General features: G+C 58.8%; 27 protein-coding genes. 19 read left to right on the forward strand and 8 right to left on the reverse strand.

Translation table 11 applies throughout. The features are described 5' to 3' along the window. The 4 genes from Q0O19_RS03305 to Q0O19_RS03320 form a co-directional block, all read left to right on the forward strand. The coding region (locus tag Q0O19_RS03305) for a S1 RNA-binding domain-containing protein (RefSeq protein WP_295520043.1) at positions 1-577 on the forward strand (577 nt) is incomplete at its 5' end. A 5-nt stretch (positions 578-582) separates the two neighbouring features. Further along, entirely contained in the window at positions 583-1668 is a 1086-nt protein-coding gene (locus Q0O19_RS03310; protein WP_295520045.1) for a phospholipase, read from the forward strand. A 23-nt stretch (positions 1669-1691) separates the two neighbouring features. Next, positions 1692-2645 (forward strand): rhodanese-related sulfurtransferase, encoded by a 954-nt coding sequence (locus Q0O19_RS03315; protein WP_295520047.1) that lies wholly within the window; start codon positions 1692-1694, stop codon positions 2643-2645. A gap of 159 nt (positions 2646-2804) precedes the next feature. Further along, positions 2805-3500 carry a hypothetical protein gene (locus Q0O19_RS03320; protein ID WP_295520048.1) on the forward strand — a complete coding sequence of 232 codons (696 nt, stop codon included), beginning with the start codon at positions 2805-2807 and terminating at the stop codon, positions 3498-3500. Positions 3501-3530: 30 nt separating this feature from the next. Here Q0O19_RS03320 and Q0O19_RS03325 read toward each other — a convergent pair whose 3' ends face one another. Then, a complete protein-coding gene (locus Q0O19_RS03325; RefSeq protein ID WP_295520050.1) occupies positions 3531-4667 on the reverse strand; it encodes an iron-containing alcohol dehydrogenase in 1137 nt (378 codons plus the stop codon). Positions 4668-4811: 144 nt separating this feature from the next. On the opposite strand from Q0O19_RS03325, the gene Q0O19_RS03330 reads away from it, so the two are divergent. Together Q0O19_RS03330 and Q0O19_RS03335 are read left to right on the forward strand one after the other, a co-directional pair. Further along, positions 4812-5774, forward strand: a complete 963-nt coding sequence (locus Q0O19_RS03330) for an alpha/beta hydrolase (RefSeq protein WP_295520052.1) — start codon at positions 4812-4814, stop codon at positions 5772-5774. 4 nt (positions 5775-5778) lie between these two features. Further along, complete coding sequence (locus Q0O19_RS03335) at positions 5779-6636, forward strand: YbgC/FadM family acyl-CoA thioesterase (RefSeq protein WP_295520054.1); 858 nt, start codon at positions 5779-5781, stop codon at positions 6634-6636. A gap of 63 nt (positions 6637-6699) precedes the next feature. Here the strand turns inward: Q0O19_RS03335 and Q0O19_RS03340 are convergent, their stop codons facing one another. After that, positions 6700-7653: a folate-binding protein gene (locus tag Q0O19_RS03340; RefSeq protein WP_295520055.1), complete on the reverse strand. Its 954-nt coding sequence runs from the start codon at positions 7651-7653 to the stop codon at positions 6700-6702. Between the two features lie 70 nt (positions 7654-7723). Between Q0O19_RS03340 and mltG the strand changes: the two genes are divergently transcribed. The 11 genes from mltG to Q0O19_RS03395 all read left to right on the forward strand — a co-directional run bounded on the left by mltG (position 7724) and on the right by Q0O19_RS03395 (position 17820). Further along, positions 7724-8737 carry an endolytic transglycosylase MltG gene (gene mltG, locus Q0O19_RS03345; RefSeq protein WP_295520057.1) on the forward strand — a complete coding sequence of 338 codons (1014 nt, stop codon included), beginning with the start codon at positions 7724-7726 and terminating at the stop codon, positions 8735-8737. A 51-nt stretch (positions 8738-8788) separates the two neighbouring features. Next, on the forward strand, positions 8789-9430 hold the full coding sequence (gene tmk / locus Q0O19_RS03350; protein ID WP_295520059.1) for a dTMP kinase: 642 nt from the start codon (positions 8789-8791) through the stop codon (positions 9428-9430). Next, the gene (locus Q0O19_RS03355) at positions 9427-10431 is read left to right on the forward strand and encodes a DNA polymerase III subunit delta' (RefSeq protein ID WP_295520061.1); all 1005 of its coding nucleotides are present in this window, start codon (positions 9427-9429) and stop codon (positions 10429-10431) included. The genes tmk and Q0O19_RS03355 overlap by 4 nt, the downstream gene beginning before the upstream one ends. A 3-nt stretch (positions 10432-10434) precedes the next feature. Further along, entirely contained in the window at positions 10435-11241 is an 807-nt protein-coding gene (locus Q0O19_RS03360; protein ID WP_295520063.1) for a TatD family hydrolase, read from the forward strand. A gap of 6 nt (positions 11242-11247) precedes the next feature. Further along, a complete protein-coding gene (locus tag Q0O19_RS03365) occupies positions 11248-11976 on the forward strand; it encodes an ankyrin repeat domain-containing protein (protein ID WP_366939024.1) in 729 nt (242 codons plus the stop codon). Between the two features lie 168 nt (positions 11977-12144). Then, a complete protein-coding gene (locus tag Q0O19_RS03370; RefSeq protein WP_100171317.1) occupies positions 12145-12426 on the forward strand; it encodes an HU family DNA-binding protein in 282 nt (93 codons plus the stop codon). Positions 12427-12608: 182 nt separating this feature from the next. Next, the gene (gene ylqF / locus Q0O19_RS03375; RefSeq protein ID WP_295520112.1) at positions 12609-13535 is read left to right on the forward strand and encodes a ribosome biogenesis GTPase YlqF; all 927 of its coding nucleotides are present in this window, start codon (positions 12609-12611) and stop codon (positions 13533-13535) included. A gap of 111 nt (positions 13536-13646) precedes the next feature. Then, positions 13647-14600, forward strand: coding sequence for a tripartite tricarboxylate transporter substrate binding protein (locus Q0O19_RS03380; RefSeq protein ID WP_295520067.1), 954 nt, complete (start codon positions 13647-13649; stop codon positions 14598-14600). A 47-nt stretch (positions 14601-14647) separates the two neighbouring features. Continuing rightward, positions 14648-15517 (forward strand): fumarylacetoacetate hydrolase family protein, encoded by an 870-nt coding sequence (locus Q0O19_RS03385; RefSeq protein ID WP_295520069.1) that lies wholly within the window; start codon positions 14648-14650, stop codon positions 15515-15517. Positions 15518-15531: 14 nt separating this feature from the next. Beyond that, complete coding sequence (locus Q0O19_RS03390; RefSeq protein ID WP_295520071.1) at positions 15532-17205, forward strand: FAD-dependent oxidoreductase; 1674 nt, start codon at positions 15532-15534, stop codon at positions 17203-17205. Between the two features lie 21 nt (positions 17206-17226). After that, positions 17227-17820, forward strand: a complete 594-nt coding sequence (locus Q0O19_RS03395) for a 3'-5' exonuclease (RefSeq protein WP_295520073.1) — start codon at positions 17227-17229, stop codon at positions 17818-17820. Between the two features lie 6 nt (positions 17821-17826). Here Q0O19_RS03395 and Q0O19_RS03400 read toward each other — a convergent pair whose 3' ends face one another. The 4 genes from Q0O19_RS03400 to Q0O19_RS03415 form a co-directional block, all read right to left on the reverse strand. After that, positions 17827-18414: a malonic semialdehyde reductase gene (locus Q0O19_RS03400; protein WP_295520075.1), complete on the reverse strand. Its 588-nt coding sequence runs from the start codon at positions 18412-18414 to the stop codon at positions 17827-17829. 29 nt (positions 18415-18443) lie between these two features. Next, positions 18444-19451 carry a tripartite tricarboxylate transporter substrate binding protein gene (locus Q0O19_RS03405; protein ID WP_295520077.1) on the reverse strand — a complete coding sequence of 336 codons (1008 nt, stop codon included), beginning with the start codon at positions 19449-19451 and terminating at the stop codon, positions 18444-18446. A 35-nt stretch (positions 19452-19486) separates the two neighbouring features. Continuing rightward, positions 19487-20104 carry a nuclear transport factor 2 family protein gene (locus Q0O19_RS03410; RefSeq protein WP_295520079.1) on the reverse strand — a complete coding sequence of 206 codons (618 nt, stop codon included), beginning with the start codon at positions 20102-20104 and terminating at the stop codon, positions 19487-19489. 98 nt (positions 20105-20202) lie between these two features. Continuing rightward, complete coding sequence (locus Q0O19_RS03415; RefSeq protein ID WP_295520081.1) at positions 20203-20502, reverse strand: YciI family protein; 300 nt, start codon at positions 20500-20502, stop codon at positions 20203-20205. Between the two features lie 80 nt (positions 20503-20582). On the opposite strand from Q0O19_RS03415, the gene Q0O19_RS03420 reads away from it, so the two are divergent. Both Q0O19_RS03420 and Q0O19_RS03425 read left to right on the forward strand, forming a co-directional pair. Beyond that, positions 20583-20975, forward strand: a complete 393-nt coding sequence (locus Q0O19_RS03420; protein WP_295520083.1) for a hypothetical protein — start codon at positions 20583-20585, stop codon at positions 20973-20975. A 48-nt stretch (positions 20976-21023) separates the two neighbouring features. After that, the gene (locus tag Q0O19_RS03425) at positions 21024-21923 is read left to right on the forward strand and encodes a hypothetical protein (protein WP_295520085.1); all 900 of its coding nucleotides are present in this window, start codon (positions 21024-21026) and stop codon (positions 21921-21923) included. An 84-nt stretch (positions 21924-22007) separates the two neighbouring features. Here the strand turns inward: Q0O19_RS03425 and lpdA are convergent, their stop codons facing one another. Continuing rightward, positions 22008-23831 (reverse strand): dihydrolipoyl dehydrogenase, encoded by a 1824-nt coding sequence (gene lpdA, locus Q0O19_RS03430; protein WP_295520087.1) that lies wholly within the window; start codon positions 23829-23831, stop codon positions 22008-22010. 57 nt (positions 23832-23888) lie between these two features. After that, on the reverse strand, positions 23889-25526 hold the full coding sequence (gene aceF / locus Q0O19_RS03435; RefSeq protein WP_295520089.1) for a dihydrolipoyllysine-residue acetyltransferase: 1638 nt from the start codon (positions 25524-25526) through the stop codon (positions 23889-23891). Position 25527: the final 1 nt, after the last annotated feature.

Consider the following 25527-nt stretch of genomic DNA (forward strand, 5'->3'; position numbering starts at 1 on the left):
GGTGGCCGAGCTGATGGGACGCGCCGAGATGCTCAAAACCCTGCGCCCCGAGCTGTTCGCCAACGACAAGTTTGGCGTCATCACGGTGAAGGACATCCTAGGCGAGCTGGAAAAACCCGGCCGCGACCCGCGCCCCGACTTCAAGGTTGCCCGACTGACCGACGGCGTGGAAGACATCAAGGACCTGAAAGAAGGCATGACTTTGGAGGGCACTGTGAGCAATGTGGCCCAGTTTGGCGCTTTTGTCGATTTGGGCGTGCACCAGGACGGCCTGGTGCATGTGAGCCAGCTGGCCAACAAATTTGTGACCGACGCCCGCGAGGTGGTCAAGACCGGTGACATCGTCAAAGTGAAGGTGCTGGAAGTCGATGTGGCCCGCAAGCGCATCAGTTTGACCATGAAGCTCGACGCTGCGCCAGCACGACGCGATGGCCCACGAGACAACAAGTTTGAAGGGGCCGGGCGCGATCACCGCCAGCGTGGTGCTGGCCGTGGTGGCTACACCTCGCCCGCCGCCGCCGGTTCTGGCTCCACCATGGCCAGCGCCTTTGCCAAGCTCCAAGGCCTGAAAAAGTAACCGCCATGCAGGCGCTGCACATCCACGCTGGCCCCAAGGCCTTGGCGCACATCCGTGAACACGGCTTGCAGCCAGAGCACATTGCTGCCATACCGGGCGCCGCTGGCGGCCCCAAGGGCTTGATACTGGGTCCGTTGGACCGATTCATTTTTGGCGATTGGCTCGCCCAAAGCGAGCAGACTGTGGACCTGGTGGGCGCATCGATTGGCGCGTGGCGCATGGCCACCGCCTGCCTGAACGATTCCGTGACGGCCTTTGAGCGTCTGGAGCGTGACTACATCCATCAGCATTACGAGCCGCTGCCAGGGGAAAAACGTGTGAAGGCCCAGCAGGTGAGCGAAGCCTTTGGCCAAAGTCTGCAGGCCTTTTACGGCGGGCGCATCCAGCAGGTGCTGAACCATCCACGTTACCGGCTGCACATCGTCACCTCGCATGGGCGGCACATCTTGCACCGAGAAAATTCGCTGGCTACCCCACTGGGCTACGCTGGGGCCTACTTGTGCAATGTGTTAAGCCGCAGGGCTTTGGGGGGCTGGCTGGAGCGGGTGGTGTTTTCTGCACAAGACGTTGAGTTGCCTTTTGACGCGCAAGATTTCCGCACGCAATCCATGGCCCTGAACGAGGGCAACTTCATGGCGGCATTGCAAGCGAGTTGTTCGATCCCGTTTGCGCTCCAAGCGGTGCACGACATCCCCGGCGCACCGACTGGGGCCTATTGGGATGGCGGGATCACCGACTACCACCTGCACTTGAATTGGATTGCACCAGAGCATGGCAGCGACCGAGCCGTGGTGCTTTACCCGCATTTCCAGCAAAACGTGGTGCCCGGCTGGCTCGACAAAGCCCTTAAGTGGCGACATGGCGCAACGGCTTTTTTGGACAACACCATCGTCCTGGCTCCCAATCCTGAGTGGGTGCTGACCCTGCCCAACGGCAAACTGCCGGATCGCACGGACTTCATGACCTATGACCACGATTGGGCGGGGCGGGTCAAAGTTTGGACAGTTGCGGCCCGGTCCAGTCAACAGCTGGCGCAGGAGTTTGAGGCCTGGCTGGCAAAGCCTGACCCGTTGCAAATTCGCCCTTTGTGAGCAGACTGGGATAATCTGCCTCTATGAAAGCCGAGACTTTGTTCCTCACCGCCGCCCTCTACAAATTCGTCGACTTACCCGACTTTGCTGACCTGCAAGGGCCTTTGCAGGCCTGCTGCGAAGCCAACGGTGTGAAGGGCACACTGCTGCTCGCGCACGAAGGCATCAATGGCACCATTGCCGGGCCTGAAGCGGGCATTCGCGCTGTGTTGGCGTTTTTGCATGCCGATCCTCGCTTGGCCAGCTTGCCGCACAAAGAATCCTGGAGCCCCAAACCGCCGTTCACCCGCATGAAGGTCAAGCTCAAAAAAGAGATCGTGACCTTGCGCGTGCCCGAGTTGGACCCGAACAAGACGGTGGGCCAGTACGTCAAACCCGCCGATTGGAACGCCTTGCTGGCCGATCCCGATGTGGTGGTCATTGACACACGCAACGACTACGAGGTGGCCATTGGCACCTTCAAGGGCGCGATCAATCCGAACATCAAAACCTTTGTGCAGCTGCCCGCTTGGTTGGACACCCAGGAAAACCTGAAAACCGATGCGGTCAAGAAGCCCAAGGTGGCGATGTTTTGCACCGGCGGTATCCGCTGCGAAAAATCCACTGCCCTCATGAAAATGCGTGGTTTTGACAAGGTTTACCACCTCGAAGGCGGCATCCTCAAGTACCTCGAAGAAATCCCGCCTGAGCAAAGCACTTGGGAAGGCGACTGCTTTGTGTTCGACGAGCGCGTGAGCGTGGGCCACGGCTTGGGTTTGGGCCACCATGAGTTGTGCCGTTCATGCCGATGGCCTCTGAGTGCGCAAGACAAGCTGTCTGCGCATTATGTTTTAGGTGTCAGCTGCGCACATTGCCACGACCAGCGCACCCCCGAGCAAAAGGAAAAAATGGCCGAACGCCAGCGCCAGGTCGAGTTGGCTGAATCTCGGGGTGAGCTGCATGTGGGTGCCAAGATGCCCAGTCACCACGACATGTGAAGGCCTTGACCCCACGAGCCTTGCGTTGCCGCTGGTTTACAGACATCAGGTTTGTAAATTAAAGTAAAAAAATCACAATTACAAAAGATTTCTCAAATTGATCAAATAATTGAGAAAACGCGCCAATGCGCAGATGGACTCTCAAAGGCTTTTTCTCTCATGTCGGTCATCACCTATACGCTGTCCTTGCAACACGGCGAACCGGTCAGGTTTGCCGTAGACACTGAACGCACGGTGGACTCAGACCGCGCTGTGGACAGCGACCCCTTGAGAAAAGCGCCTCCGTGGACCTTGCTCAGCCACCACCAGTGCCCCAATTGCCCTCTGGCCGCCAGCCAGCGGTATTGCCCGGCAGCCCTGGACATTGAGCACATCGTCGAGTCTTTTTGCCACGTGAATTCGCACGCCAAAGTACAGGTGGATGTGCAGATGGGCGACCGTCAGCACAGCAAAGAGACCGACATTCAGACCGCTTTGCAGTCTTTGCTGGGGCTGAGCTTGGCCACCAGCGCCTGTCCGGTCTTGTCGCAAATGAAGGGCCCCGGGCGCCTTCACATGCCTTTTGCCACCGTGCATGAAACCTTGTTCAGAATGGTGGGCGCTTATTTTGTGGGCCAATACCTCAAGGGGCAGCAAGGTGGTGTGGCCGATTTCACATTGGACAGCCTCAGCCGCATGTATGGGGAAGTGCAGACCGTCAACCGCCACCTCAAACGCCGCTTGGACGATGCCGTCTCGCACGATGCCAACATCAACGCGGTGGTCTCGCTCATGTCGGTGGCTATGCTGGTTTCTTTTTCGCTGGACCAGCAACTGAGCGAACTGCACCCGTTTGCCATCCACACCGGGGGGTGAAATGCCCAGCTCACGCTGGGACACCCATCCTCACAAACTGGTCAGCAACATGTCTCGGTATTCGTCTGCCGAAGCGATGCGGGGGTTGGTTTTGTGGCAGTGATCGGCCAGTGCCCCGGTGATGACCGCATCAAACAGGCTTTCCGTCACGCCCATCGCGCCCAAGCCATTGGGCAGTCCCAGTCGGGCGCACATGTCCCGGATGGCCTCGGGGATGTCCGTGCCGCTTTGCAGTCCCATGGCTTGGGCCATGCGGTTCAGGCGGTTTTCTTGTTGGACCGACTCGGCCGCCGCATTGAATCGCACCACCGCAGGCAAAAACATGGCGTTCAAGGTGCCGTGGTGCAGCCGCGGATTCACGCCCCCCAAGCTGTGGCTGAGCGAGTGCACGCAGCCCAAGCCTTTTTGAAAAGCCATCGCGCCTTGCATGCTGGCGCTCATCATGTTCAGACGTGCTTCACGGTCCTGTCCATGGCTTGTGGCGCGTTCAATGTGGGCCCAGCCCCGGGCCAATCCGTCCAAAGCAATGCCGTCGGCGGGCGGGTTGAAAGGCGCGGCCATGAAGGTTTCCATGCAGTGCGCCACGGCGTCCATGCCGGTGGCGGCCGTGAGCATGGGGGGCAGGCCAAACGTCAGTTCAGGGTCGCAGATGGCGGCTTTGGGCACGATGAACCAGCTGTGAAAGCCCACTTTGCGGCCATCGTCCAGGATCAAAATCGCGCCACGGGCCACTTCACTGCCGGTGCCGCTGGTGGTGGGCACGGCAATGATGGGGGCCACGCGGTCGGTGATTTTGAGCGAGCCGCCTTCGATGGTGGCGTAGGTTTTGAGCGGGCCTTCGTGGCTGACGGCAATCGCCACGCCCTTGGCGCAGTCGATCGCCGAGCCACCGCCCACTGCGATCAGGCCATCGCAGCCATGGGCCTTGTACATGGCCGATGCGGCGCGGACGGCCGACTCGGTCGGGTTGGAGGGTGTTTGGTCAAACACCGTGACGGGCAAACCGGGCAGGGCGTCGAGGGCTTTTTGCAGCACGCCAGCGGCCTTGACGCCCGCATCGGTCACGATCAGGGGTTTGCGGATGCCCACGCGCTCGCATTCTGCCTGCAGCAGTTTGACCGCGCCAAAGTCGATCTGGATTTGGGTGACGTAGTTGATGAACGACATGTGAAGCTCTCCGGTGGGATGCGACGGGGTTGACAGGCAAGGGGCCCGGCGCGTTGTACGATGCCATTCATTTTGAACCACAACGCTTTGAACCCACAGCTTGGGCGGTCCCCGACCGTCACTTCGGCGATAGGTCATGAAACCATGAGCAGCCACCACATTTCCCCCAAATCCTTGTTGAACGAGGCCACGCGGCTATTGCTCCAGCGTGTTCAGCGCGCCGGACGTCCGCCCGTGCATGCCCTGACGGTGGCCATGGCCCGCGCCTTTGTGGACATTGGCAACCCTTTGCTCGACTTGAATCCACCTCCCCAAGTGGACCGTGTCGTCAACTTGCACATACCGGCCCGTGACGGTCATGCCATGTCTGCCAGGCTTTATGCGCCGCAAAGTCACGAGCCCTTGCCTGTGCTGCTGTACCTGCACGGAGGCGGCTTCACCGTGGGCAGCCTCACCACGCACGATGTGCTGTGCCGACAGCTCAGCCGTCTTGGCCATTGCGCGGTGGTCTCCTTGGACTACCGTTTGGCCCCCGAGCACCGGTTTCCCACGGCCGTACACGACGCCTGGGACGCGCTGACCTGGCTGCATTCACACGGCGCTGGTTGGGGACTGGACAGCACCCGTTTGGCGGTCGGCGGTGACAGTGCGGGCGGCACTTTGAGCGCTGTCTGTGCTCTGATGGCCCGAGATGCAGGATTGAAATTGTGCTTGCAACTGCTGTTTTACCCTGGCTGCGGCGCCCGGCAAGACACGCCATCGCACAGCGCCTTCAGCGATGGGTTCATGCTTGACAAAGAGACCATCGATTGGTTTTTTTCCCATTACATCGACGAGGCCGATCGCCAAGACTGGCGCTTTGCCCCCAGCTTGGCCGCTGAGCACAGCGGCTTGGCCCCGGCATGGGTGGGCTTGGCGGAATGCGATCCGCTGCTGGACGAAGGTGTGCGTTATGCCGACACGCTGCGCATGGCCGGTGTGGCGGTCGATTTGGAGATTTATCGGGGTGTGATCCATGGCTTCATCACCATGGGCCGCGCCATTCCCGATGCCCTGCAGGCGCACGCCGATGCGGGCCGGGCTTTGAAACACGCTTTTGAAAGTTGACACCATGAAACGCCAAGACTTTCGTTTTTCGCACCGCATGCGCGTGCGCTGGGTCGAAGTGGACATGCAGCACATCGTCTTCAATGGGCATTACCTCATGTATTTCGATACGGCCGTTACCGATTATTGGAGGCAACTGGCCATGCCTTATGCGGACACCATGCACTTGCTCGGCGGCGATCTGTTTGTCAAAAAAGCCAGTGTGGAGTACCACGCCAGCGCCGAAATGGATGATTTTTTGCAGGTGTGCATGCGCTGCGATCGCATGGGCAACTCGTCCATGACCTTTGTGGGCGCGATTTTCAGGGGCGATGAGTTGCTGATCACCAGCGAGCTGGTGTATGTGTACGCCGACCCGGTGGCTAAAAAAAGCCAACCCATCCCGGCCCCTTTGCGTGACCTGCTGGAAGGCTATGAGCGTGGCGAAGACATGGTGCAGGTGCATGTGGGTTCATGGCATGACTTTCAAAAACTGGCCAGTCCGCTGCGCACCGAAGTATTTGTGCACGAGCAAAAAGTTCCCGCCGAGATGGAGTGGGACCACCAAGATGACACCGCCTTACATGCCGTGGCCCTGAACCGCATGGGCATGGCCTTGGCCACAGGTCGGCTGCTGCAACATGCGCCCGGTGTCGGCCGCATCGGCCGCATGGCCGTCAAAAAACAAATGCGTGGCAGCGATTTGGGCCGCCGCGTGCTGCACGCCCTGATGGAAGCCGCACAACACCGGGGTGACACCCAGGTGATCTTGCATGCCCAATGCAGCGCAGAAGGTTTTTATAAGCGCTCTGGTTTTGAGCCACATGGCGGCGTTTTTGAAGAGGCGGGCATTGCACACATCGAGATGGTGCGCAACCTCTAGGTGTCACGCTTTCGTCGCAAGAAATTCGCTGCACACCATGGCTTGTTGCCCTGGAGAGTCACTTCAGATGTCTGCCAGCAGCGCATAGGGGAGGGGCAAAAAGCTCATCGCCTCCCCATGCAAATCGGCGTACCAACCGCTTGATTGGCTTTCCAGTGTGCCACTGACCAGTGCATCAAAGCCCTGACCATCCGGCTGGGCGGCACTCAAGACCACGGTGGCGCAAGCTTGCTCCGGGTCGGTGGGGGTGAAAACGTCTTGTCCGACGGTCAGGGCCACTGTGCTGTGCACCAACGCCATGCGGCGCTTGAGGGTGCCACGGAACTGGCTCCTGGCGACAACCTCCTGCCCGGGGTAGCAGCCTTTTTTGAAGTTCACGCCGCCCACCGATTCGTAATTGAGCATTTGTGGCACAAAGGCCTCGAACAGGGGCTGGGTGACCAGGGTCACGCCGCTCAGGACTTCGACCCACTGCCAAACACCGCTTTGCACCTCGTCGCCTGAAGGCCGCGCGTGTCCAGACGGGGCGAGCCACAGAGCGCGAGGGATTTTGGACTCGCCCAGCACGGCGGGGTAAAGCGCCAAAGTGTGCTCACCGCCCTGAGACACCGTTTGCCAAGGTGCGGCATGCCCCACCCCAGCGATGGCGCAGTCGCCCAGCAAACCGCACAATTGCCATTGGCTGCTGACATCGGTCATTTTTACTTTGGCCCGCAGCACGAACATGGACAGACGCTTGAGGGTTTGGGCCAGCAAATCGAGGCTCAACAGCAGCAAAACTGTATCGGGTGCGGTCTTGACGACCACAAAACTGGCCTGTATGCGGCCCTTGGCCGAGCAAAAAGCCGCCAAGCGAGATTGGCCCACCGGCAAAAGCAAGACGTCGTTGCTCAGTTGGTTGTGTAAAAAGTTCGCGGCCTCTTCGCCTTGGGCCTGAATCACCCCCCAATGCGGCAGGGCACTGACGCCGTTCAAAGCGGTCTTCAACGGAGGGCTCAATTCTGCAAGGGTGTTCATGGCGTGGCTTTGTCGTCTGGCAAGTCGTGAATTATCATCCCCCCAAGTTTTCAACACCCGATCAAAGGACATGGCTGTGCTCAAAGGCTTGATGAAGTTGCTGACAAGCCTGCTGCTCCTTGTTCTGGGGTTGGGTGCAGCTGCGCTGTGGTGGGTGCATCAGCCGATGGGCACACGCCAAGCCACGCTCGATTTGTCCATCGAGCCCGGCACATCGCCCAAAGCCATTGCACAGGCTGTGGCTGTCGCTGGAGCACACACTTCACCCACGCTCTTGTACGCCTGGTTTCGCCTTTCAGGGCAGTCGCGTCAGATGCGGGCGGGCAGTTATGAAATTTCGCCGGACACCAGCCCCAAGCGGCTGCTGAACATGTTGGTGCGTGGCGAAGAAACCCTGCGCGCCGTGACGATCGTGGAAGGCTGGAACTGGCGGCAAGTTCGCCAAGCCTTGGCCAAATCCGAGAACCTCCAGCCCGACAGCCGAGGGATGGCTGATGAGGCCGTGATGGCGCAGTTGGGCCGTCCCGGTGTCGCTCCAGAGGGTCGGTTTTACCCCGACACTTATTCCTACGCCAAAGGAGCCAGCGACTTGGCTGTGTTGAAGCGGGCCATGTTGTCCATGGACAAGCATTTGCAGCAAGCCTGGGATGGGCGGCAAGCGGGTGTGTCGGTTCAATCGGCTGAGGAAGCCCTGATTTTGGCCAGCATTGTTGAAAAAGAGACCGCCAAGGGCTCGGACCGGCCACTGATCGCAGGCGTTTTCAACAACCGGCTTCGCATCGGCATGCGCTTGCAAACCGACCCGACGGTGATTTATGGGTTGGGCGAAGCTTTTGATGGCAACTTGCGCCGTATCCACCTGACCCGCGACACGCCCTGGAACACTTACACGCGCGGCGGCTTGCCGCCCACCCCCATTGCCATGCCGGGCAAGGCTGCATTGATGGCGGCGTTGCAACCTGCCAAAACAAGCGCTTTGTATTTTGTGTCCAAGGGCGATGGCAGCAGCCATTTCAGCGCCTCGCTCGATGAGCACAACCGGGCCGTGAACCGTTACCAGCGCGGCATCCAATCAAGCCCTTGAGAAAGCCCGACTTGAGCCTGCGACAATCGGGTTTTATCCATTTGAGATTCCATGACACGCGGTTTGTTCATCAGTTTTGAAGGCATCGACGGTGCGGGCAAATCCACCCACTTGGCGCTGGTGGCTCAGCTGTTTCGGGAGGCGGGCAGGGCGGTGGTGCTCAGCCGCGAGCCCGGCGGCACCCCTTTGGCTGAAAAATTGCGTGACTTGGCTTTGCATGAGCCGATGGATGCCTTGACCGAAGCCTTGTTGATGTTTGCTGCCCGCCGCGAGCACTTGGTTCAGGTGATCGAGCCTGCGCTGGCACGGGGCGATGTGGTCTTGTGCGACCGTTTCACCGATGCCACCTTTGCATACCAAGGCGGTGGACGCGGCTTTGATTGGCAGGTATTGGGGCAGCTGGAGCGCATGGTTCAAGCCTTGCCCGGTGGCGCTTTGCGCCAACCGGATTTGACCGTTTGGTTTGACCTGGAGCCGCACATCGCCGCCCAGCGCTTGGCAACGGCCAGGGTGCCCGACAAATTTGAGTCTCAATCTGCTGACTTTTTTACTGCCGTGCGCGCCGGCTATGCCCGGCGCATGGCCGAAATGCCCCGCCGGTTTGCCCGCATCGATGCAGCCCAGCCTGTGCAGGCCGTCGCAGACGATGTGGTTCGGTTGATTCAAGCTTTGCTGAGTGGGGCCGTGGCATGAGCGCTGTCCTGAACGCCCCATGGATTGCCCGCCAGGCCAAGGAATTGCTCGCACAGCGGGGGCATGCCTGGTTGCTCCAAGGCCCGTCGGGTTTGGGCCAATATGAATTGGCATTGGCTTTGGCAAGCGCTTGGTTGTGTGAAAAACCTACGTTGCAGGGCGCTTGTGGTGACTGCCCCAGCTGCCATGCGATTGCAGTGCGTACCCATGCCGATCTGGCCGTGCTGATGCCCGAGACCGTAATGCTGGCGCTGGGTTGGCCTTTGTCGGAAAAGGCCCAAGACGAGATCGACAAGAAAACCCGCAAGCCGAGCAAAGAGATTCGAGTGGATGCCATGCGTGATGCGGTGGAGTTTTCTCAGCGCACCGATGCCCGCGGACGCGGCAAAGCGGTGCTGGTTTTTCCTGCCGAGCGCATGAACACCATCACGGCCAATGCCCTGCTCAAAACATTGGAAGAGCCGCCTGGCGATGTGCGTTTTGTACTGGCCACCGAGGCCAGCCACATGCTGCTGCCCACCATCCGCAGCCGGTGCTTGTCCCACACCATGCAGTGGCCGGGGACCGACGAAGCCTTGACTTGGTTGAGCGGGCAGGGTGTTTCCGCCCCTGTGGCGCAGTCTTTGTTGCGCAGCGCAGGTGGCAGGCCCAACGATGTGTTGCGCCAGGGCGAGGCCGGCTTGTCACCCGAGTGGTGGGCCGCTCTGCCCCAAGCCATGCGCCATGGCGATGCCCGGCATCTGGCGGATTTGAGTCCAGCGCAGGCTGTGGACGCTTTGCAAAAGCTTTGCCATGATTTGGTGTTGCACCAGTCGGGTGCTTCTCCGCGCTTCTTTGAAACGGCCCAATTGCCCGCCAGCCATGCCCCATTGGCGGTGCTGACCGATTGGTTCAAGCGCCTGATGCAGTCTGCCCGGACGGCCGAGCACCCCTTCAATGCCGGTCTGATGCTGGAAGCTTTGACCGCTGACGCCCAACAAACCCTGATGTCCAAGGGCTGAGCCATGTACACCGATTCTCATTGCCACCTGAACTTTCCCGAGTTGATGGGTCAGTTGGACAACATCCTCCAGGCCATGATGGCGGCCCAGGTGACCCGCGCCCTGTGCATTTGCACCACCATGGAAAATTTTGACGAGGTTCACGGCTTGGCCATTGCCCACGAGAACATGTGGGCTACGGTGGGTGTGCACCCTGACAACGAAGGTGTGCGTGAACCCAGCTTGCAAGACTTGCTCGATGGCGCAGCCCGCCCCAAAGTGGTGGCGATCGGAGAAACCGGTCTGGATTATTACCAAATGGAGGAGCGCAAAGGCGGGCGCAAAGTGGCCGACATGGCGTGGCAACGTGAGCGCTTTCGCACCCACATCCGTGCAGCGCGCCAGACAGGACTGCCCATGGTGATTCACACCCGACAGGCTTCTGACGACACCATCGCCCTATTGAAAGAAGAGGGTGAATGGGGCGACTCGGCTTCCGCTGGGGGTGTTTTTCACTGTTTCACCGAAAGCATGCAGGTGGCCAAAGCGGCGCTGGACTTGGGTTTTTACATTTCTCTGTCCGGGATCTTGACGTTCAAGACCGCCGTGGATTTGCGCGAAGTGGCCAAATTTGTGCCCGATGACCGCTTGTTGATCGAAACCGACAGTCCGTATTTGGCACCTGTGCCATACCGTGGCAAGTTGAACAACCCCTCTTATGTGCCCTATGTGGCCAAGTTGTTGGGTGAGTTGCGAGGCGTCAGTTCGGAGTCGATTGGCGAATTGACAACGCAAAACTTCTTGAATTTGTTTTCCAAAACAGCTGTTTGAAATTTCATGAAAAACATTAGCCTTTTGAAAAAGTTCATTGTTTATATTGTATTTTTTGGTCACACTTCATGTGCTTTCGCAGGTGCCTATGAGGATTTTTTCAAGGCCATACACTTGGACGATGTCAAAACCGTTCAGGCCTTATTGCAGCGTGGATTTGATCCCAACACCGTCAATACGAACGGTGTTACTGGTTTGATGTTGGCTGTGCGCGAGCCTTCGCTCAAAGTGGCTGAACTGTTGGCCAACTCGCCCAAGGTGAAGGCTGAAGTCCGCAATGAGAACGACGAGAGTGTGCTGATGCTGGCGGCACTCAAAGGGTATTTGCCTTTGGTCAAAAAGCTGGTTGAGCGCGATGCCGATGTCAACAAAACCGGCTGGACGCCATTGCATTACGCGGCGTCCGCTGGTCAAGTGCCCGTGATCGAGTACCTCTTGGACAACAGTGCTTACATCGATGCCGAGTCGCCCAATGGCACCACGCCACTGATGATGGCGGCGATGTATGGCAGCCCGCAAGCCGTCAAGGTGCTGATCCAGGCGGGTGCCGACTTGAACATCAAGAACCAATTGGGTTTGTCCGCGCTGGATTTTGCTGTGCGCGGCAACCGTCAAAACGCGAAGGAACTGATTGAGACAGGCCTGCAGCGCGAGGCTGCGCGTGCTGCAAAGCTTCCTTCACCAGCAGACCCTGCAACTGAGTCTGTTTCAAAGGCTTTCAAGACTGGTTGGTGATGCGCGGGTGGCGTCTAGATGCCACCTCTGATATCATTAAGTTCATACGATGCATATTATGTAAAGTTAAAAACAAGCAAGCAAGTTGATGAAATTGCGAAAATTTATGTGCAGCACACATCACTCGCATGGCAAAATCATGCCGTTCTATTCATTTGGAGAAAAATCTTGAACAAAGCAGAACTGATTGAAGCATTGGCCAAAGAAACAGACATGTCCAAAGCAGCTGCCGGCCGTGCTGTGAGCGCCTTGGTGGACATCATCACCAAAACCGTTGCCAAAAAACAAGACGTGCAATTGATTGGTTTCGGTACATTCAAAGCTGCCAAGCGCGCAGCACGCGTTGGCAAGAACCCACGCACTGGTGAGAAATTGAAAATCGCCGCGGCCACTGTGCCCCGTTTTTCTGCAGGTGCTGCATTCAAAGCTGCTGTGAACAAAAAGAAGTAATCGCGTATTGCTTCGCCGAGAGGCAGCCTAGGTGAGTCACCTGGCTGCCTTTTTTTATGCCATGACCTTGCATGTGCTGCCCTGACTGGGATGCGAACAGACGGGTGATGAACTGAACGAATTCAGCCTAGGGGAAGTGAAGCACAATCACAGTCATCAACTACAGGATGACAGCAGTTTTTATGGCGATTCAATGGTTCCCAGGACACATGCACCTCACGCGCAAAGCGATTGGGGAGCGCATCAAAGACATCGACGTCGTCATTGAAATGTTGGATGCCCGTTTGCCCGGCTCCAGCGCCAACCCCATGTTGGCAGAGCTGATACAAGGCAAACCGGGTCTCAAAATCTTGAGCAAACAAGATTTGGCCGATCCCGTTCAAACCCGTGCATGGTTGGAACACTACAACGCCCTGCCAGACGTGCGGGCTTTGGCTTTGGACACCAGCATGGTCTCACCCGCCAAAGCCTTGATCGAAGCCTGTCAACAATTGGCACCGCGGCGCGGCGGGATGGTCAAACCCATGCGTGTGCTCATTTGTGGCATCCCCAACGTCGGAAAATCCACCCTGATCAACACCCTCAAAGGCAAGCGTGCCGCCAAAACCGGTGACGAAGCGGGTGTGACCAAGCAGGAAATGCGCATTGCTTTGGCCGATGATTTTTACCTCTATGACACCCCAGGTGTGCTGTGGCCGCGCATCATCGTCGAACAAAGTGGCTTCAATTTAGCCGCCAGTGGTGCCATTGGTGTCAATGCTTTTGACGAAGAGGTGGTTGCACTTGAATTACTCCATTACCTGATTCCCCACTACCCTCAAGCGCTGACAGACCGGTACAAGATCAACGATGTGTCGGGTCACACCGACGAAACCCTGCTCGAAGCCATCGGGCGTGTGCGCGGCGCTGTGCAAAGCGGTGGCCGTGTCAACACCACAAAAGCTGCGCACCTGGTGATTCACGATTTTCGGGCTTGCGCATTGGGGCCAGTTACGCTGGAAACGCCAAAGGAGTTCTTCCAATGGCTGGACGAGGGCAAGAAGGCCGACGCCGAGCGGGCTGTGCGAAAAAAGAGCACCGAAAAAGCCAAAAAGGCACCGCGCAAGTGATTCCATGGGCGAGCTGTCACGCCTGTGATCGGACAGCCTCAAGCGAGACACTGCCGCCTGTGTTTTTCCTCTAGGATGTTTTGAAGCAGATGAACTGCTTGGAGACAGACGATGAAAAATTCAATCAAAAAGTGCTTTGCTGGACTGGTGTTGGTCATGGGTGCAGCCCAAGCGGCCTACCCTGACAAGACCATCAAAATCGTGGTCGCATTCCCGCCCGGTAGCTCCACCGACATCGTGGCCCGCGCCCTCGGGCAACCTTTGTCAGAGGCCTTGGGCCAGCCTGTGGTGATCGAAAACCGCCCAGGCGCAGGGGGCAACATTGGCACACAGGCCGTGGCCCGGTCCGCAGCCGATGGCTACACCTTCCTGATGCACAGTGTGGCTTACTCGGTGAACCCCTCGCTCTACAGCAAGGCTGGCTACGAAGTCGGCAAAGAACTGACGGGCGTGGCCATGGCCGCCGTTTCCCCCAACATCATTTATGTGCACCCCTCGGTCAAGGCCAACAGTCTCAAGGAATTGCTCTCGCTGGCGCCCACTGACAAGCTCAGCTACGCCTCTTCAGGCAATGGCACGACCACCCACCTGGGGGCTGAACTGCTGTTTCGCAACCTGGCCAAAGTGGACATCTTGCACATTCCACATGCACCGGCATCTGCGGCCAATGCCGTGGTCAGTGGGCAAGTGCCTGTCGGTTCGACCTCCATTCCCCCTGTGGTGCAACTGGCCAAAGCGGGCAAAGTTCGCGCCTTGGCCGTGACCAGCAGCAAGCGTAGCGGAGCCCTCCCCGATGTGCCGACCGTGGCCGAATTGGGCTACGCTGGTTTTGAAGCCAACACCTGGTTCGCCATGTTGGCACCTGCAGGCACCCCGCGTGAAGTGCTCGACCGCGTCAACAGCGAGGTCAACAAAATTCTGCAAAACAAAGCGCTCAATGACAGCTTTGCTGCGCAGTCGCTTGAAACGGTGCGCATGGACCGTATCACGCTGGACAACTACCTGAGTACCGAAGCCAAGAAGTGGGGGCAAGTGGTCCTGCAAACTGGTGCCAAAGTGGACTGATCAATTCTCTCCCCTATTCCGAATCCACCCTCTCAAAGAAAGACCCCATGCGACTGATCAGCTACACGCAAAACCACACCACCCGCTATGGGGTTTTGAAGGACCACGGGGTGGTGGACATGCGTGAATGCATGGACAACGCACCCAGCAGCATCAATGATTTCTTTGGGCTGGCCAGCGGTAACGCCGCGCTGATGGCCAGCATTGTGCAGCGTGCAACCAGCGCCTTGGCCACGCCAGTGGACCAAGTCAGCCTGCTGCCCTGCGTGCCCCGCCCCAGCAAAATTCTTTGCCTGGGGGTCAATTACCATGACCATGCGGCCGAAGGCGGCAACAAAGTGGCGGACTACCCCACCATCTTTTTTCGGGGCCCCTCCTCTCTTTTGGCACATGGCGGCACCATCCCGATTCCCCCCATTTCCTCATCTCTGGATTACGAAGCCGAACTGGCCCTGGTGATCGGCAAGACCACCCGAAACGTGACTGAGGACCAAGCGCTCGACTCGGTGTTTGCTTACGCCTGCTTCAACGATGCAACTTTTAGAGACTTTCAACGCAAAACCACCCAATGGACCGTGGGCAAGAACTTTGACGAAACCGGTGGTTTTGGCCCCTGCTTGGTCACCGCCGACGAGTTACCCCCAGGTTGCGTTGGGCTGCACATCGAATCCCGCCTGAACGGCCAAGTGATGCAAAGTGCCTCGACCACCGACATGGTGTTCCATGTGGCCCCCACCATTGCCATGATGTCGGCCTGCATGACGCTGGAGCCCGGTGATGTGATTGTGATGGGTACCCCTGCAGGCGTGGGCTACGCGCGCAAGCCGCCGGTTTGGATGCAGCCTGGCGACACCATCGAAATCGACATCGAAGGCATCGGTGTTTTGAGCAACCAGGTTGGCCTGAAGGCACGCTGAAAGTAGCCCCCTTCATGACACCCAATCTCCAAGTGGATGTGCTGATCGCCGGTGGCGGTCCTTGCGGCTTGATGCTGGCAATTGAATTGGGACGGCGCAACATCCGCTGTTTGTTGGTGGATGCCAAACCTGGCACGGCCTTCAACCCGCAGGCCAATGCGACCCAAGCCCGAACCATGGAGCATTTTCGCCGTCTGGGCTTTGCGCATGACATCCGCAGCATGGGGTTGCCGCCCGACCACCCCACCGACATCGCTTACCTGACGCGCTTTGCGGGCACCGAGTTGGCCCGCTTGCGCCTGCCCACCGCCGCCGATGCGCCACAAGCCATCAAGAACATGTCGGGCTCGTGGAGCGCTGCCGAGCTGCCCCACCGCGTCTCGCAAAAATACGTCGAGGTCTGCCTGCATCGCCATGCGCAGCAGCAGGCCAGCGTCGAGATGCGCTACGGCTGGCAGCTCTCATCGTTTCAAGACATGGGCGACGGTATCGAAGCGGTGGTGCAATCCGTGCACGGCGAAGATCGCCTGAACGTCAAAGCCGCCTACCTGCTGGGCGCAGACGGTGCGCGCAGTTTTGTGCGCCACCAGCTGGGCATTCCCTGGGGCGGCGCCACCGGCTTCAAGCGCAAGTTCATGGGCGGCAAGATGCTGGCGGTCTACCTCAAGGCACCTGACTTTTATGACCGCAACCCCAACGACCGCTCTTGGATGTATGTGGTGGTCAACCCCGAGCTGCGCGCCTTCATCATGTCGGTCGATGGCGTGAGTGAGTTTGCCTTCCACATCCAGATGGCCGACGATGCCGCCACCGAAGCGCTGACCCCAGCCGATGCACGTCGCTTGTTTGCCTTGGCTTATGGTCAGACCATTGACATCGAAATCCTGTCCATGGCCACCTGGATGGCGGGTCACGCCCTGGTGGCCGAATCCTTCCAGCAAGGTCGCGTCTTTTTGGGGGGTGATGCGGCGCACCTTTTCACCCCCACAGGGGGCCTGGGCTACAACACGGCGGTTGAAGATGCCGTCAACCTCAGCTGGAAACTGGCCAGCGTGATCAAAGGCCAGGCCCCAGCCGCCTTGCTGGACAGCTACCACCTCGAGCGACACCCTCTGGCCAGGCGCAACACCGGCTATGCCAGGCAGTTTGCCGACTCGATCGGCCTGTTTGAAGCCGCACCCGAGCTCGAAGATGACAGCCCGCAAGGTGAAGCGGCCCGTGCCATCGCTTCGGATTACCTGAATGGCCATGTTCGGCGCGAATTCAACATACCGGGCGTGACCTTTGGCGGGCGCTATGACAACAGCCCCATCATCGTGGGCGATGGCAGCACCGCCCCGCCCGATTCAGCCAACAGCTACACACCATGCGCCACGCCGGGTGGCAGACCACCCCATGCGTGGTTGGCCGATGGCCGTTCGCTTTTTGACACCTTCCATGCCGAATGGACCCTGCTGGTGTTGGGCACCGAGCCTGCCGACACCACCGCCTTTGAAAGCGCAGCGGCATCCCTGGGCGTGGATTTGAAAGTCGTGCACCAGCCCAGTCCCGAGATCGAGGTGCTTTACGAGGCCCCCTTGGTGTTGATCCGCCCAGATCAAATCGTGGCTTGGCGTGGACAAGACGGTCTGCAGGCCACCAAGATCTTGGCGCATGTGATGGGCCTGGGCGTTACAGTGCTTGCATGACCATGAATTCTGAACGCCTGAATGAACACACGCCTGACCACGCCGGACAAAGACGCCATCGCCCTGCTCCCCCCTTTTGAGCGAGTGGGCTTGGACCGCATCACGCTGGTCGACACAGGCCCCAAAGCGCGAGAGGCACATAGGCAGTTGCTTGAATCCCCGGCCTGGGGTTTTGACACCGAGTCCAAACCCACCTTCAAAGTGGGCGAACAATCGGATGGCCCCCATGTGTTGCAACTGTCCACGGCCGAGCGGGCTTGGGTGTTTCAGCTGCACGACCCCGATTGCAGCGCCGTGGCAGCCGCGTTGCTGGCCCATCCGGGCATCGACAAGGCTGGTTTTGGTCTCGGGGATGACCGCAAGCGCATCATCCACAAACTGGGCATCGAGCCTCTGGGGATTTTGGAGCTCAACACCCTTTTTCACCAACGGGGTTACCGCAAAGACATGGGTGTCAAGGGCGCTGTGGCCGTACTGTTCCATCAGCGCTTCATCAAGTCCAAAAAAGCCGCCACCAGCAACTGGGCCAACCCCCGCTTGAGCGAGACGCAACTGGTGTATGCCGCCAACGACGCCTATGCGGCCTTCCGTGTTTGGGAAGCCTTGAAGGTCTGAAGACGTTCAGTAAACCGTGCAGGCCTGCTCAAAACTCAAACGCGGGTTGCGCGGAAACAGCTTGCTTTCGTCGCCATAGCCCAGGTTGATGAGGAAGTTGGCCGTGCATCGCCCATCGGGGAAAAACTCTGCGTTCACTTTGGCCAAGTCCACGCCGCTCATGGGTCCGCAATCCAAGCCCAAAGCGCGGGCCGCGATCATGAAATAAGCCCCACCCAAGGTGCCATTGCGTGTGGCCGTGCCTTGGGCCAAAGCGGCGTTGCCCTCAAACAGCGCTTTGGCACCGGGGTTGTTGGGGAAGACCACAGGCATGTGTTCGTAGAACTGGTTGTCCGTGGCCACGATCACGCAAACAGGTGCCGATTGGGTCTTGCCCACATTGCCAGGACTCAGTGCCGGCAAGATGCGTTGCTTGGCCGCTTCGTTGGTGAGAAACACATAGCGGGTGGGCTGTGTGTTCATTGACGTGGCCCCCATCTTGGCAATGTCGTAGATCTCTTTGAGCAATGCCTCGGACACGGGTTGGTCAAGAAAGCCGTTGGCTGTGCGGGCTTCAAGGAACAAATGTTGAATGGCTGCATTGTCGATTTTCATGGGGGTATCCTGGTTGAAATAAGAAAAACTCATTCGGCTTTGATGCCGATGTCTCGCACCAGCTTGGTCCAGCGCTCCACATCGCGGCGCACCAGCGCTCGGGTTTGATCGGCATTCAGAGTCAGAGGCTTGCCGCCTGCCTTGCGGAAGTTGTCTTGCAAGTCGGCTTGCGCGATCACTTTGGCCAGCTCAGAGCGCAAGCGATCTTGCACATCCTGTGGCGTCTTTTTGGGTACAAAATAACCAAACCACGATTCCAAATCCAGTGGCGCCACACCGCTTTCCAAAATGGTGGGTACATCGGGGTGCATGGGGTTGCGCTCGGCACCCGATACCGCCAAAGCCTTGACAGTGCCCGCATTGACTTGCACCCGTGCCGTGGACGACAGATCGAAGAACAGGTCCACCCGAGCGCCCAGCAAGTCCTGATAAGCCGCTTGGGCGCCACGGTAAGGCACGTGAATGAGGTTGACGCCTGCCAAATGCCAAAGGGCTGCGGCCAAGACATGTTGGCCTGAGCCGTTGCCTGCAGAGGCATAGCTCAGCTTGCCAGGGTTGGCCTTGGCATAGGCCACCACGTCTTTGAGCGAGTTGAAGGGCAGGTCCTTGCGGGCCATCAAGGTGTAGCTGTAACTGACGGCCAAACCCAGCGGTTCGAAATCCCGCAAACTGTCGTAAGAGAGCTTGTCGTAAAGCCCCATGTTCAGTGCCATGTTGGACACCGAGCCCACCAACAGTGTGTAGCCATCCGGGTCGGCTTTGGCTGCAGCGTCCGTGCCCACCAGCGTGCCCGAGCCGGGCTTGTTTTCCACCACGATGCTTTGTCCTAAGGACTTGCCCAAGCGCTCGGCCAGTGCTCTGGCCACAAAGTCAAACCCCCCTCCGGGCGGCTGGGGCACGATGACGCGCAGCGCGCGGTTGGGGTAAGCCGCCTGCCCTAATGCTTGAGGGGCCAAGGCAAGCAGTCCGGCAGCAGGCAAAGCATGCAAGATGGCGCGTCGGCGCACGTCGGTCAAAGTGAACAGGCTTGGATTCATGGAATTCAACTCCAAAAAAGAGAGGGTTTTTGAAATCAGCGCTCTAAAGCGCCGCCTACCAACCAGCGTGCGCCGCGTTTGTACAGTTCGTCGACCACGTCGCCCTTGAGCATGGGCATGTCCATCTTGACCGTGTAGCCAATGCGCGTCTGGATGTAGGCCAGATGGCGGTAGCCTTCGGGGAAAGTGGCGAGCACCGCAGTGTCGAGCTTGAGCACGGCCGTGGAGTCCACCGGGTCAATGCGGTCTTTTTCGTAGATTGGTTGGCGGTGCAGCAACTTCCACTCGCCGTTGTGGCAGGTGACAAAATCATAAAAACGTCCTGTGCAGACCACGTCGCAAAGTACCGGGCCGTTTTCACCCTCCACCATGCCGCGCTGGGAAATGGTCATCTTGGTTTGGGCGATGGCACGGTCTCCCACCACCTCGACCGCAGAGCCGCCCAGAAAGTGCAAGATGCTCACGCCTTTGGCCCAACCCTCCTGGGTCACGCGGATGAATTCACTGAACGGTCCTTGAAACCAGGTGGCCATCATCACCCCCTCGGGGTGCCAAACGGTGGCAAATCGGTCCCAGTCGCCTGCATCTCGCCAGACGGCCCAGCGCTCGACCATTTGACGAATCAACAGCTCGTCGTGCATTGCATTGCTCATGTCTTGTCTCCTGAAAATCAACGGGGCGTGTCATCCACTTGGTGGCGGGCGATGCGCAAATCTGCCATGTCCTGCTTCATACGCAAGTGCTTTAGGGGTTACGGCGGAAAGCCAACTTTTTGAGGCCACAAATTCACAAAAGCGTGCACAGCGGTGCTGCCATACAAACCCGCTTTGGTGAACGGTTCGTCTGCCAGCCAAGCGTGTGCAGCATCCCGGTTGGGAAAATCGATCACCAACAAGCTGCCTAACATGGTCAGGCCATCGTCGTGCGTGAGCGGCCCTGCAAATGCGATGTGGTCTGCCACAGCGGCCAAATAGGCCTTGTGTTCAGGCCGCACACGCTGGCGCGTAGTGGCGTGATCGGGTTTGTCGACCAAGAAGAAGGTAAAAAGCATGGCGAATTTGGATGTTCAAGGGAGTAGACCGCTTTGGGAGTGCCTGCAGGTACTCCCAAGCTTGTGAAGGCCCCGGCGTAATGCACCAACACGCAGTCCAAAGCATGGGGGCCAATGTGCCCATCGCCCTCAACAAACACCTGGAACTGGTTTTGCCGATGGAAATGCGCTTCCAATGTTGCATGGGGCGGTTGCTCAATCAAAGAAGCCGTTGGGGAAAGAACAGGGTCTTCGCCCGCCTCCAGCCATTCGGACTTGTAGAAATGCTCAGCCATCTTGGGCAGTTGCCGCCGCTTGGTCGCACCATGGGCGCGGGTTCCTATGGCAATCATCGAATACTCCTGGGCATTGAAGGAATCAGTGTGTCGAGAGTCAAGGCATCGATCAAGGCGGCCATGTCTTGTGGGGGACTCCTGCCTGATCGTCAAATGGCATGCGCCTCGCTCAGCCTTGGCATCCGATGGAAGCCCTAAAATCAGCGACCAGCGAATTGCTCAAGCCTACCCTCATTGCCTCTTCACATGACCCCACTCAAGTTCCCCAGTGGCTTCAATCATCCTGAACACGACAGCGTGGTTCTGGAGTTTGCCAATTGCCAATGGCGGGTACGCAGGCCCAAGCCCTTTGTGTTGGTGATTGAAGGCGAAGTGGGCCAAGAGGCGCAAGCGCCAAGCGACTATTTGCACGAACAGTTGCTCTTGCCCGAATGGCGCGAAGCCTTTTACCAATTGGTCGATGCCACCGGCTTGGTCGTCTGCCGGAATTCACACACCCATCACCCCACTTACCGCGATGTGCGCGGGCGCTCCAGCAAAGGACGTTTGAGCCAAGGCGAGTACTACCACCACGACGGCTGCACAGGCCCCGTCAAACCCCGTTTTGTCGAAATTCGCTGCCCTATTCAGCCACAAACCCGCGGCGTGGCCACTGCCGTAGCGCCACACCTTGATGTGGTCAAAGCCATGGTGCAAGTCCTGCCTGCCGAGTTGTCTGTCAACGCCGCTTTGATTGGGCAAGACTTGAACCTTGCCGCCGTGGACCAGATGGCCGGTCCCGCTCTGGACCACTTGCAAGGCCTCATCACGCGTACGGTGCGCAAAAAGCTCAACGCCGAGGGCGCGCGCAGCTACTTCCGCCTCGTGGATGCTGCGGCCAATGCCTACTTTGAACCTTGGTCCTTGGGTGAAAGCCGCTTCATCGCCAACGCCAACAGCGGCATCACCATGCAACACCGCCGGGCCTACCAAGCCCCACACACCGGCGGTGTGGCCAACGGCCATTTGGTCAAGCGCTGGCCGAACGAAGAACTGCTGCTGCCAGGCCAAGTGGTGGACTCAGCCTTGATTGCGGCGCTGTGCAGCGAAGAAGGTGATGAGGTGGATGTTGAGCGGCTTGAGGGGTGTTACCTCGGGGCGCATTGAGATAGGATGAATTCCCTTTGCTGACCAAATACAAAAGCCCGGACGGTTTCCCGCCCGGTCTTCTTTGTTTGCACCGCGAAGCGTTTACTTCTTCGCAGGCGGCAAGTCCGTGCAGCTGCCATGCGCCACTTCTGCCGCCATGCCGATGCTTTCGCCCAGCGTGGGGTGGGGGTGGATGGTTTTGCCAATGTCCACCGCGTCTGCACCCATCTCGATGGCCAGGGCGATCTCGCCAATCATGTCGCCCGCGTGGGTGCCCACCATGCCGCCGCCCAGGATCTTGCCGTGGCCGTGTGCTTCTGGGGAGTCGTCAAACAACAGCTTGGTCACACCTTCGTCGCGGCCGTTGGCAATGGCTCGGCCCGAGGCGCTCCATGGGAACAAGCCCTTTTTCACCTTGATGCCTTGGGCCTTGGCTTGATCTTCGGTCAAGCCTACCCAGGCCACTTCGGGGTCGGTGTAGGCCACGCTGGGGATGACGCGGGCGTTGAATGCGGCGGATGCCAGTTCCTTGTTGCCTTGCAGTTCACCGGCAATCACTTCGGCTGCCACGTGGGCTTCGTGCACGGCCTTGTGCGCCAGCATGGGTTGGCCCACGATGTCGCCAATGGCAAAGATGTGGGGCACGTTGGTGCGCATCTGAATGTCCACGTTGATGAAACCGCGATCGGTCACGGCCACACCGGCTTTTTCGGCAGCGAGTTTTTTGCCATTGGGCGTGCGGCCCACGGCTTGCAGCACGAGGTCGTACACCTGGGGTGCGGGGGCGGTGCTCTCAGGTTCGGCGCTTTCGAAGGTGACTTCAATGCCCTCGGGCAAGGCGCGTGCGGACACGGTCTTGGTCTTGAGCATGATGTTGTCAAAGCGCTTGGCGTTCATCTTTTGCCAGACTTTGACCAAGTCGCGGTCAGCGCCTTGCATGAGGCCATCCATCATTTCCACCACGTCCAGGCGTGCGCCCAGCGTGCTGTAAACCGTGCCCATCTCTAAGCCAATAATGCCGCCGCCGAGAATCAGCATGCGCTTGGGCACTTCTTTGAGTTCTAGCGCGCCGGTGGAGTCCACCACGCGTGGATCGTTCGGCATGAAAGGCAAGCGCACCGCTTGCGAGCCCGCAGCGATGATGGCCTTCTTGAAGGCAATCACTTTTTTGCTGCCGTTTTGTTCTTGTGCTGTGCCGGTGGTTTCCGACACTTCGAGGTGATTCGCACCCACGAATTGGCCCAAGCCGCGCACGGTCGTGACCTTGCGCATTTTGGCCATGGCCGCCAAGCCACCGGTCAGTTTGCCAATGACTTTTTCTTTGTGGCCGCGCAGCTTGTCGATATTGACCACGGGGGCACCAAAGTCCACACCGAGGTCGGCCATGTGGGCCACTTCGTCCATCACCGCTGCCACATGCAACAACGCTTTGGAAGGAATGCAACCCACGTTCAAACACACGCCACCCAAAGTGGCGTAGCGCTCAACGATGACCACGTTCAAGCCGAGGTCGGCGGCGCGGAACGCGGCCGAATAACCGCCGGGGCCGCCGCCGAGCACGAGCACATCGCACGCGATGTCGGCCGAGCTGCCAAAGCTGGAGGCCACGGGTGCGGGGGCCGCTGCTACCGGTGCAACAGCAGGCGCGGCAACTGGAGCAGGCGCAGCAGTCCGGGCTGCAGTTGCACTCTCGCCTTCCAGCACCAACACCACCGAACCTTGCTTGACCTTGTCGCCCAGCTTGATCTTCAACTCTTTCACCACGCCCGCGTGTGACGATGGAATTTCCATCGACGCTTTGTCGGACTCGACGGTGATGAGCGATTGCTCAGCCTTGACGGTGTCGCCGGGTTTGACCAGCAACTCGATCACAGCCACCTCGTCGAAGTCGCCAATGTCGGGGACTTGAATATCAATCAGTGCCATAGTCTTCTCAATTTGTTGGGGTCCGAGCAAAGCTTCGCTTTGGTCCGCCCCCAAAGTTCAAAGTAATACGCGACGGAAGTCGCTGAGGATTTGACCCAAGAACGCATTGAAGCGTGCCGCTGCGGCGCCGTCGATGACGCGGTGGTCCCATGTCAGCGACAGGGGCAGCATCAAGCGGGGCACAAATTGCTTGCCGTCCCAGACGGGTTCCATGGTGCTCTTGCACACTCCCAAAATGGCGACTTCGGGCGCGTTGATGATGGGTGTGAAGTACTTTCCACCGATACCGCCTAAGCTGGAGATGGTGAAGGTCGCCCCCGACATTTCTGCGGGACCGAGTTTGCCGTCGCGGGCTTTCTTGGCCAGTTCTGACATTTCTTGGCTGATTTGCAAGACGCCTTTTTTGTCGCAATCGCGGATGACGGGCACCATCAAACCATTGGGTGTATCGGCAGCGAAGCCGATGTGCCAATAGTTTTTGTAAACCAGTGCATCGCCATCGAGTGAACTGTTGAACTCGGGGTATTTCTTGAGAGTGGCCACGCAAGCCTTGATCAAGAACGCGAGCATGGTGACTTTGACGCCCGACTTTTCGTTCTCTTTGTTGGTGGAGACGCGGAACGCTTCGAGCTCGGTGATGTCGGCATCGTCATGGTTGGTGACGGCTGGAATCATGATCGCGTTGCGGAGCAGATTGGCACCGCTGATCTTCTTGATGCGGCCCATTTCTTTGCGTTCGATGGGGCCGAACTTGGCGAAGTCCACCTTGGGCCATGGGATGAGGCCCAAGGCAGCCCCGTCTCCACCTGAAGTTGCGGGGGCCTTGGCCGCCTGTGCCTTGGTTTGGACTGCGCCCGACATGATGGACTTGGTGAAGGCTTGTACGTCGTCGACGGTGATGCGGCCTTTGAGGCCATGGCCTTTGACCTCTTCCAGCGGAACGCCCAACTCCCGCGCGAACTTGCGTACCGATGGCGAGGCATGAGGCAAACCCAAGGTCGCGCCACCTGGCGCGTGGGCAGGTGCTGCCACAGTCGATGGCAAGGCCACTGTGGCTGCAGCCGAAGCCAAAATTGCAGGAGCAGTTGTAACAGCGACTGCTGCAGATGCGGCGCCTTCCAGCACGGCCAGCAAGTCACCGATGTTGACTTTATCGCCCACTTTGACTTTGAGCTCTTTGAGCACCCCAGCCGCCGAGGACGGGATTTCCATCGAGGCTTTGTCGGACTCGACTGTGATCAGCGACTGCTCGACCTTGATGTTGTCCCCCGGCTTGACCATGACTTCGATGACGACCACGTCTTTGAAGTCCCCTATGTCGGGCACATGCACTGGCACGGGGCCTGATGCTGCTGGTGCAGCAACAGGTGCTGAAGCTACAGGAGCTGCAGCAACAGGGGCGACAGCAAGAGCAGTTGGGGCTTCAGCCACAGCGGCCGCAGGGACTGCGGCAGCACCCGCCGCCTCGACCAACAGAACGACCGAGCCTTGCTTGACCTTGTCGCCCAAGGCGACGCGCATTTCCTTGACCAAACCCGCCATGCTGGAAGGAATTTCCATGGAGGCTGTGTCGGACTCGACCGTGATCAGCGATTGCTCGGCTTTGACGGTGTCGCCCACTTTGACCATCAATTCAATGACGGTCACCTCATCAAAATCCCCGATGTCCGGGACTTGTACTTCTAACAGTGCCATA

Origin of the sequence: Limnohabitans sp. Rim8, from assembly GCF_945869175.1 — a bacterium.
GTDB lineage: Bacteria > Pseudomonadota > Gammaproteobacteria > Burkholderiales > Burkholderiaceae_C > Limnohabitans_A.

Coding starts and splice junctions, on each gene's coding strand:
- Q0O19_RS03355 (WP_295520061.1), top strand. CDS start 9,427: ATGAGCGCTGTCCTGAACGCCCCATGGATTGCCCGCCAGGCCAAGGAA.
- lpdA (WP_295520087.1), bottom strand. CDS start 23,831: ATGGCACTGATTGATATTCAAGTCCCCGACATTGGCGACTTCGACGAG.
- Q0O19_RS03380 (WP_295520067.1), top strand. CDS start 13,647: ATGAAAAATTCAATCAAAAAGTGCTTTGCTGGACTGGTGTTGGTCATG.
- Q0O19_RS03315 (WP_295520047.1), top strand. CDS start 1,692: ATGAAAGCCGAGACTTTGTTCCTCACCGCCGCCCTCTACAAATTCGTC.
- Q0O19_RS03395 (WP_295520073.1), top strand. CDS start 17,227: ATGAACACACGCCTGACCACGCCGGACAAAGACGCCATCGCCCTGCTC.
- tmk (WP_295520059.1), top strand. CDS start 8,789: ATGACACGCGGTTTGTTCATCAGTTTTGAAGGCATCGACGGTGCGGGC.
- Q0O19_RS03365 (WP_366939024.1), top strand. CDS start 11,248: ATGAAAAACATTAGCCTTTTGAAAAAGTTCATTGTTTATATTGTATTT.
- aceF (WP_295520089.1), bottom strand. CDS start 25,526: ATGGCACTGTTAGAAGTACAAGTCCCGGACATCGGGGATTTTGATGAG.
- Q0O19_RS03400 (WP_295520075.1), bottom strand. CDS start 18,414: ATGAAAATCGACAATGCAGCCATTCAACATTTGTTCCTTGAAGCCCGC.
- mltG (WP_295520057.1), top strand. CDS start 7,724: ATGGCTGTGCTCAAAGGCTTGATGAAGTTGCTGACAAGCCTGCTGCTC.
- Q0O19_RS03415 (WP_295520081.1), bottom strand. CDS start 20,502: ATGCTTTTTACCTTCTTCTTGGTCGACAAACCCGATCACGCCACTACG.
- Q0O19_RS03325 (WP_295520050.1), bottom strand. CDS start 4,667: ATGTCGTTCATCAACTACGTCACCCAAATCCAGATCGACTTTGGCGCG.
- Q0O19_RS03340 (WP_295520055.1), bottom strand. CDS start 7,653: ATGAACACCCTTGCAGAATTGAGCCCTCCGTTGAAGACCGCTTTGAAC.
- Q0O19_RS03410 (WP_295520079.1), bottom strand. CDS start 20,104: ATGAGCAATGCAATGCACGACGAGCTGTTGATTCGTCAAATGGTCGAG.
- Q0O19_RS03390 (WP_295520071.1), top strand. CDS start 15,532: ATGACACCCAATCTCCAAGTGGATGTGCTGATCGCCGGTGGCGGTCCT.
- Q0O19_RS03330 (WP_295520052.1), top strand. CDS start 4,812: ATGAGCAGCCACCACATTTCCCCCAAATCCTTGTTGAACGAGGCCACG.
- ylqF (WP_295520112.1), top strand. CDS start 12,609: ATGGCGATTCAATGGTTCCCAGGACACATGCACCTCACGCGCAAAGCG.
- Q0O19_RS03405 (WP_295520077.1), bottom strand. CDS start 19,451: ATGAATCCAAGCCTGTTCACTTTGACCGACGTGCGCCGACGCGCCATC.
- Q0O19_RS03320 (WP_295520048.1), top strand. CDS start 2,805: ATGTCGGTCATCACCTATACGCTGTCCTTGCAACACGGCGAACCGGTC.
- Q0O19_RS03335 (WP_295520054.1), top strand. CDS start 5,779: ATGAAACGCCAAGACTTTCGTTTTTCGCACCGCATGCGCGTGCGCTGG.
- Q0O19_RS03310 (WP_295520045.1), top strand. CDS start 583: ATGCAGGCGCTGCACATCCACGCTGGCCCCAAGGCCTTGGCGCACATC.
- Q0O19_RS03425 (WP_295520085.1), top strand. CDS start 21,024: ATGACCCCACTCAAGTTCCCCAGTGGCTTCAATCATCCTGAACACGAC.
- Q0O19_RS03360 (WP_295520063.1), top strand. CDS start 10,435: ATGTACACCGATTCTCATTGCCACCTGAACTTTCCCGAGTTGATGGGT.
- Q0O19_RS03385 (WP_295520069.1), top strand. CDS start 14,648: ATGCGACTGATCAGCTACACGCAAAACCACACCACCCGCTATGGGGTT.
- Q0O19_RS03420 (WP_295520083.1), top strand. CDS start 20,583: ATGCACCAACACGCAGTCCAAAGCATGGGGGCCAATGTGCCCATCGCC.